Below are 3,787 nucleotides of genomic sequence, written 5' to 3'. Positions count from 1 at the left end.
GGCCGCCGCGCTCCGGGCGGTGTCCCAGGCCCGGTCCAGCGCCGCCAGCGCGGGCGGCGCGGACTCCGCCAAAGCCGCACCGGCCGTGGTCAATACGACGCTACGCGTGTTGCGGACCAGCAGGGCCGTACCGAGTTCCGCCTCCAATCGGCGCATCCGGGCGCTGAGTGCGGGCTGTGCGATACCGATCCGTGCGGCCGCGCGGGTGAAGTTCAACTCCTGCGCCAGCACCAGGAAGTACCGCAGGCTCACCGTATCCGGCGCCACGTGCCCTCCCCGCCGATTGATAACGATCCGTTCTGAGCCTATCCCGTACCGGTCTTTCCCTCGACCGCACATCAAGCCCTAACCTGCGCATATGACGATTCAACTGACCGCAGTACCCGTCGCCGGGATCGATCGATCTGAGTGTCAATTCGAAGTCGGACGTGTCCGGCCGAACACAGGAGGTTTCCATGGCTAAGGGCTACTGGGTCAGTGTCTACCCCGCCATTTCCGACCCTGAGAGGCTGACTGCCTACAACAAGCTGGCCCGTCCGGCTGTCCAGGCTGGGGGCGGGCGCACCCTGTCCCGTGGCGGTCGAGTCGTCGCCCACGAGGCCGGAATCACGCAACGCGTCGTTCTGATCGAGTTCGACAGCTTTGAACAGGCCGTCGCGGCATACGAGAGCGAGGCATACCAGAAGGCGCTGGTGGCCCTCCCCGACGGCGTCGAGCGCGACTTCCGCATCATCGAAGGCATCGACTGACCGGCGGGCCCAGCCATCGCTGAGCATCCGTCACCTGAAACGCACACGGTGCTGAACGACGACTCACGAGACGAGTTCGAAGCCATGCCCCGCGTCCCAGTTCGTCGTCGACGTCCTCGACGGCCTGATCCCTGTCGGGCGGATCGAAGAAGCGACGCGACGTCCGGGCCAGCTGGACTGTCTCGCTGACCTCGTCGACGAAACTCACCCTCGCCCGAAGCGAACCGCGAACCGATTCCCACACGACAGATCGGTCCAGCGAACACAAGGCTTCGATGACCAGGGGCGCATCCTGCATCCATCTGCCGTGTGCCCCGTCGGGGCTACTCAGAGTACTGATATAAAGTTTGAAGAACCGCAGGTCAAGACCTCTTTCGAGGGGTTTCGATCTGCGGTTCTTCTGTTGTTGAAGTAGCCCAGGGGCGCGCCTGGCTGCGCCAGGATGGCGCACTGGAGCCGGCCGCCCTGCTTCGGGGATCAGGTGGTCATGCCACAGATCTACCGCGAAGGCCCGTTCCCCGTGAGCCCTGCTTGCGCGAACTGGCCGACCTGAAAGTCGGCCATGCGGCCGTCGAGGCTTGAGCCCATCGCCGCACCTCATGCACGCCCGTCACGGGGCCGCGCCGGTGCGACACCTCATCGCGTCGCGGCGTGATGGCCGGTGATTTGCGGAAGCCCCGAGGTGTGCCACAGCCTCGCCCCCTGGGGCGCGAGGAGGTCGTCCGCGAGTTCACCCACCGGACCCGCAAGGAACTCGGCATCGCCGCGGCCTGCTCTCTTCAATCGCCGGACGGGCGGAGCGGGATGACGTTGCCGGGGGCAGGTTGGTCCTGGCTGTCGGGTCGCCGGAGGATGAGGGCGGCTGCCGCGAGGGCCATCTGCTCCGCTCGATGCCGGGACTCGGCTTCGGCAGCCCGGGAGTCCTTGAGAGCTTCCTTCAGACGGACAACCTCTTTGCGAAGGCGCTTTTCGACTTCCGGCGTCTGGTGCGTTTCCGTACGCACGCGTGCGTAGAACTCCTCCTTGAGGTCGGCGTGGCGCTTTTGCAGAGCCATGCGGTGAACACCAGCCTCTGCGGCGAGCGCGACCACCGTGAGGCTGCCGTTGGGGCAGGTGGGCTGGCCGGCCAGGAGGCGGTCCATGGCCTCGCGGATGCGGGAGCGTTCGTCCTGGTGCTGCTGGTTCATGCGATGGCTTCCTCGGCGGCCTGGGCGGTGGAGTCGTGGGCGTCGGCGAGAGCGCGGAAGCGGTTGGCGGTCAGGCGAAACCGGTCGCCCAGAGGCTGGGGCACGAAGGCTGCCTTTGCATCGAGCCGATCAGCGTGCTCTCGTGCCGCCTGCGCGTGGCTGTCGGTGCGGACCGCGTTGCCGCAGCCGAGCTGGCAGGCGAACCGGTTGGGTGCCGTCGCCCCGGGCTCCGGATCGCAAAGAGCCGTGTCTCGCTTGAAGGCGCAGATGAGGAAAGAGTCCGGGTTGTCGAAGAGTACGAGGCCATCGCGCGCGAGGAACTTGGCGGCTGCCTTCGGGGTGGTCAGGGCGCCTTCGAAGCCGGGGATCGAGGTTGCTCCGATGAGAGCCCGCCGAGCGGCGGGATCGGAGATCTTCTCGCCGACCGCAGTGGCGTCGCGCAGCCGCGCTGCGGTCTGCGCGGCGGCGAGCGCGGTCTTGACGTCGAGCTCCCCGTGGAACCCTCGACGGGCACGGCTGCCGTAGCCGGTGGAGGTGCGGGCGTCCAGGGCGGTGCGCATGTGTCCGTACTGGATGGTGAGGGCGACCAGGCCGCCGGGGCGGCGGGCGATGTGCCAGGCCAGTTTGTGGACGGGGTTGTGGGCTGACCACTGACCGCCACCTGAAGCTCTCACTGGACCGAGGGGTTCTTTATCACGTCGTGCGGTCCGTGTGACTGAACGCCCGAGTTGGCCACTGAGCTGGGAACGTGTTCTTGGGGCCAGGAGCCTCCCACGTGCGAGCCTCGGTAACCGAGGTCGAGACTGGTATGGCCCGGTGATCAGGTGAACGGGCTGGGAACGACGATGCGGTTATAACCAGTTGACCGCTCGGCGTCAGCCACCGAAGCTTATGCTTCACCACCACTGACCTGGGGAGAACGAGTGTCGACGGTCACCCCTGCCATGTTCACTTGCCCGCTCGGTGACGACGCAGCGCTGATACCGCGTACGGTCGCGATCGCGGAGGCTCACCAGGCCCTGCTGATGGCCAACTACGAGCGTCTCGCGCACTGGGACCCGGGATTCGATGCCGACAACCCGACGACGCTCGACGAGACCCGCTCGCGCCTGGAGCAACAGGGCCAAGCGTGGCTTGAGGGAACACAGTTGCCCCTCGATATCGCAGTGCCGGCGGGCCGGGACTGGCGACTGGTCGGCACGGTCAACTTAAGGATCGACATGGCCATGCGGACTGGCGAGATCGGCTACTGGATCGACGCTGCGTTCGAAGGACGGGGGCTGGTCACCCGAGCCGTCACGGCAGTCCTGGACCAGGCATTCGGCCACATCGGCCTGGACCGGGTGGAGCTGCGGACCGGCACCGACAACGCGCGTAGTCGCAGCGTAGCCCGCCGCCTGGGATTCACCGAGGAGGGCTTGCTGCGCGAAGCAGTGGCCTTCCCAAACGGACCACGCGACGACGACGTCGTCTACGGACTCCTCGCGCGCGAATGGCTCAAGCTCCGTGGTTGATCTCGATTGAAATCCGCTGGGTGATGTCGCCGGACGGCGCGTCCTAACCCCGTTTCTCGATGCAAGCCGGATCGTGAACGTGGTTGAGGACTGACCGTTGACCGCTCCGCCTGCTCCGGATCGCAGCGCCTGGGCGCTTAGCACATCTCTTCATGGTTATTGGTTCAACGATTCTGGATCCTGCTGCTGATGCTTGTGATGTTGGAGGTCGTTTCCAGTGCCTCCTGGAGCCGTTCGTTCTGGAGGTGACGTCGTCGGGCAGGCGGAGGAGGAGCACGTCCCAGCTCATGGTGGCCTTTCAGGTAGGACTCGAGGAGCGGTCGCGGTGGGTCAGATC

General features: G+C 66.2%; 5 protein-coding genes. 2 read left to right on the top strand and 3 right to left on the bottom strand.

Annotated elements, in window-relative coordinates; translation table 11 throughout:
- Nucleotides 1–267 (bottom strand): LysR family transcriptional regulator (locus ACWD35_RS45135; protein ID WP_451357123.1); only part of this gene is annotated, 267 nt, incomplete at its 3' end.
- 188 nt (nt 268–455) lie between these two features.
- On the opposite strand from ACWD35_RS45135, the gene ACWD35_RS45130 reads away from it, so the two are divergent.
- Entirely contained in the window at nt 456–749 is a 294-nt protein-coding gene (locus ACWD35_RS45130) for a DUF1330 domain-containing protein (RefSeq protein WP_451357122.1), read from the top strand.
- A 779-nt stretch (nt 750–1,528) separates the two neighbouring features.
- Here the strand turns inward: ACWD35_RS45130 and ACWD35_RS45125 are convergent.
- The gene (locus ACWD35_RS45125) at nt 1,529–1,936 is read right to left on the bottom strand and encodes a hypothetical protein (RefSeq protein WP_451357121.1); all 408 of its coding nucleotides are present in this window, start codon (nt 1,934–1,936) and stop codon (nt 1,529–1,531) included.
- On the bottom strand, nt 1,933–2,610 hold the full coding sequence (locus ACWD35_RS45120) for a hypothetical protein (protein ID WP_451357120.1): 678 nt from the start codon (nt 2,608–2,610) through the stop codon (nt 1,933–1,935). Before ACWD35_RS45120 ends, ACWD35_RS45125 begins: the two co-directional genes overlap by 4 nt.
- A gap of 249 nt (nt 2,611–2,859) precedes the next feature.
- On the opposite strand from ACWD35_RS45120, the gene ACWD35_RS45115 reads away from it, so the two are divergent.
- Entirely contained in the window at nt 2,860–3,450 is a 591-nt protein-coding gene (locus ACWD35_RS45115) for a GNAT family N-acetyltransferase (RefSeq protein WP_451357119.1), read from the top strand.
- Nucleotides 3,451–3,787 lie beyond the last annotated feature (337 nt).

This window comes from Streptomyces sp. NPDC002671 (assembly GCF_053592475.1).
The sequence above is the reverse complement of the archived record's forward strand: the minus strand, read 5'-3'. Positions and strand labels throughout refer to the sequence as shown.